The organism is uncultured Pelagibacterium sp. (genome assembly GCF_963972885.1).
GTDB classification, from domain to species: domain Bacteria; phylum Pseudomonadota; class Alphaproteobacteria; order Rhizobiales; family Devosiaceae; genus Pelagibacterium; species Pelagibacterium nitratireducens.
The window spans coordinates 1-3,092 of record NZ_CAXAXY010000163.1; the positions used below are offsets into that span (position 1 = coordinate 1).

The following is a 3,092-nucleotide window of genomic DNA, read 5'->3' on the forward strand; positions in this document are numbered from 1 at the left end:
AGAAGCGCCGCTGCGTGCTGGGGCGCGAAACGGCGCTGCAGAAGTGCGAATGGCGTGCGGACGGGTGGCTGTATCTGGTGGGCGGCACGAATCTGCCGGCCTCCGAAGTGAACGTGCCGGGGACCTACGATCAGGCCGGGTTCGATACCGAGCGACGCTATGGGTTCGATGGCGAATTGCACATCGATTTTCAATGGCTGCGGACGCCGGAGCCGGAACGGATTTTCAGGCTCGAGGGCGGAAAGCTCATCCTGAACGGGCGGGAATCGATTGGCTCTTGGTTCGAACAGGCGCTGGTGGCACGGCGACAGACCCATTTCGATTTCGAGGCGGAGACCGAAGTGACCTTCGAGCCGCGCGACGAGCGGGAAATGGCCGGGCTCACCGGGTATTATGGGCGGTACAATTTCCATTACCTGCACCTGACCGCCGATCCGGACGGACAGCGCGAGCTCAATATCTTTTCCTCGGTGGTGAGCCACCCGGACGGGAAGCTGACCTATTGGATCGATCCGGTGCCGGTTGGGGTCGGTCCGGTGCGCATGAAGATGCGGGTGGAGAACTCGGTGCTGCAGTATTTCTATGCGCAGGGGTCGGACGACTGGCAGAAAATCGGGCCCGAACTCGACGCCTCGATCCTGTCGGACGAATGCGGCGGCCATGCCGAGCATGGCAGCTTTACCGGCGCGTTCGTTGGGATGGCGGCGCAAGATCTCAATGGGACGTCGCGCGAAGCGGGCTTTTCCCATTTCGTCTATCGGCCGCTGTAAGGCACAGACGGGCGCCGGCGGTTTCACGTGAATCCGTCGGCGCCGCTATAGATCAGGCGGTCTTGAGTTCGACTTCGATATTGCCGCGCGTTGCGTGGGAATAGGGGCACACGATGTGGGCCCGATCCATCACGTCCTTGAGCGTTTCAGCATCGAGGCCAGGGGCCGAAGCGGTGAGGATGACCTTGAGGCCAAAGCCCTCTCCATCGTCGCGCTTACCGAACCCGACCTGAGCATTGACAGTGGCTTCGGGCGGTAGCTTGACCTTGGCCTGGCCGGCGGCAAAGCGCATGGCGCCGAGAAAACAGGCCGAATAGCCGGTTGCAAAAAGCTGTTCGGGGTTGGTGCCATCGCCACCCGACCCCCCCATTTCCTTGGGCGTCGAGAGTTTCACATCGACTTTTCCATCGTCGGTTTTCGAGTGACCGTCTTCGCGGCCACCGCCGCTGGCCGTGGCGTGGGCGGTATAGAGGATTTCCATGATGCACTCCCATGAGTGGTGATTGTTTGGACTGGAGGGTGAATGCGTTCGGCCCGGTCGGGTTCGCCATTCATTGAAGTCGCAACCTTATGCGCAATTTATATTGTGCGCAATATAATTTTGTGCGATATTTCTGTCATGAACGAGATCGATACGCCCATCCTCGCCCCCGAACAGCAGCTTTGCTTTGCGGTTTATGCCGCGGGACAGGCCTTTGCGCGGCTTTACCGGCCGCTGCTCGAGCCGCTGGGGCTGACCTATCCTCAATACCTGGCCATGCTGGTTCTGTGGGAGGGTGAGCCCATCTCGGTAACGGGAATCGGGCAAAGACTGGGACTGGATACGGGCACGTTGACCCCGCTGCTCAAACGGCTGGAAAACGCGGGGCTGGTAAGGCGAACGCGCAGCACCACCGATGAACGTCGGGTCGTCGTGAGCCTGACCGACAGCGGGCGGGCGCTCAAGGCGCGGGCGCAGGCGATTCCCGAGGCGGTGGCGTGCGCCAGCGGGCGGGATTTGCCGGACGTTATCAAGCTTCGCGACGAGATCAATGCGCTGAGCAAGGCACTCGATGCGTCGCGTACCTGCGGATAGGGCAGCAACAGCGCTCAGCCGCCCCGGCCCTCGCCGCGGGCCCTGGCGTTCGTCGCTCGAAAGATCCACTCGATCTTTTCGTCCGGCATGGCCGAACCGCTCCTAACCCATATAGAGATTTTCCATGCGCTTTGTGTCGTCGGTGGCAAAGCGGTGATCGGCTTGCGGGTGGGCGCGCTGGCCACATTCCTGACGCGGGCAGATGCGGCACCCCACCCCGATGGGTACGGCGCCGGGGGGCGCTGAAAGGTCGATGCCATCGGCATAGATCATGGCCGAGGCCTGCGAGACATGACAGCCGAGCCCGATGGCGATGTGGCGGCGCGGGGCGTTGTAGGAATAGCCGCCCTTGGCGATGGCCTTTGCTATGCAGAAATAACGCTGACCGTCGGGCATCTGGCTCAGTTGAATATTGATCTGGCCGGGGTTGAGGAAGGCCGCATAGATGTTCCAGCGCGGGCAGGCGCCCGAATGGCGCGGAATGTGGATGCCCGAGAGCGAAAAGCGCTTGGAGATGTTGCCGGCGATGTCGGTGCGGACAAGATGGAGCGGTATGCCGCTCATCGACGGGCGCTGCAGGGTGGTCATGCGGTGGCAGACCTGCTCGAAACTGGCGCGGAAGCGGCGGGCCAGCCGTTCGATATCGTAACGGGTGTCGCGGCAGGCTCGAAAAAACGCTTCGTAGGGCATGATGAGCGCCGCGGCGGCATAGGATCCCAAAACGTTGCGAGCCAGACCCACACTGTCGGGCTGGGGCAGGGTGCTGTTATCGATCAGCTCGCGGATTTCCCCATCGGCGATCAATAGCGCGACATGCTGGGCGAGGGCGAACAGCGCGGACTCGGGCTCGAGCGTGTCGGCGAAAGCCAGCACGCGGCCGTTGTCCTCGAGGCGGCGCACCACGCCGTTGGGCAGAGAGGCCAAGCGCGCCTCGATGCCGAAGACGTTGAAGAGGTAAGCCTTGAGCCCCGCCTCAAAACTGTCGGAGGTGTTGTCGATGTCGTGACGCACGCGTTCGGCGGCGGCCTCGAGCGTTGGAAAGTAGTTGGCGTTTTCCTGCAGGAAATCGGAGACCGCCTCGGTGACCACATTGTGGCCCGGGGCGAGATTTTCGCCCGCCGCGTCGCTGGCTTTGGGAGCCTGAAGGTGCCGCAGCTGGTCGAAGAGTTTGAGAACGGCGCGGCCAACGGCAGGATGATGGGTGGCCAGATCGCGGATGTCGGTGTTGGTGAGGTCGGAATCGGCGA

3 protein-coding genes and 1 pseudogene are annotated in these 3,092 nt (G+C 62.5%); 2 read left to right on the forward strand and 2 right to left on the reverse strand.

What is annotated here, in order from left to right:
* Positions 1–770 (forward strand): annotated as a pseudogene (locus AACZ55_RS15870) (glycoside hydrolase 43 family protein); the annotation flags it as partial.
* 52 nt (positions 771–822) lie between these two features.
* Here the strand turns inward: AACZ55_RS15870 and AACZ55_RS15875 are convergent.
* Positions 823–1,251, reverse strand: coding sequence for an organic hydroperoxide resistance protein (locus AACZ55_RS15875; protein ID WP_339647649.1), 429 nt, complete (start codon positions 1,249–1,251; stop codon positions 823–825).
* A 138-nt stretch (positions 1,252–1,389) separates the two neighbouring features.
* Between AACZ55_RS15875 and AACZ55_RS15880 the strand changes: the two genes are divergently transcribed.
* Entirely contained in the window at positions 1,390–1,845 is a 456-nt protein-coding gene (locus tag AACZ55_RS15880; protein WP_339647650.1) for a MarR family transcriptional regulator, read from the forward strand.
* 102 nt (positions 1,846–1,947) lie between these two features.
* Here the strand turns inward: AACZ55_RS15880 and AACZ55_RS15885 are convergent.
* Positions 1,948–3,092 (reverse strand): short-chain fatty acyl-CoA regulator family protein (locus AACZ55_RS15885; protein WP_339647651.1); only part of this gene is annotated, 1,145 nt, incomplete at its 5' end.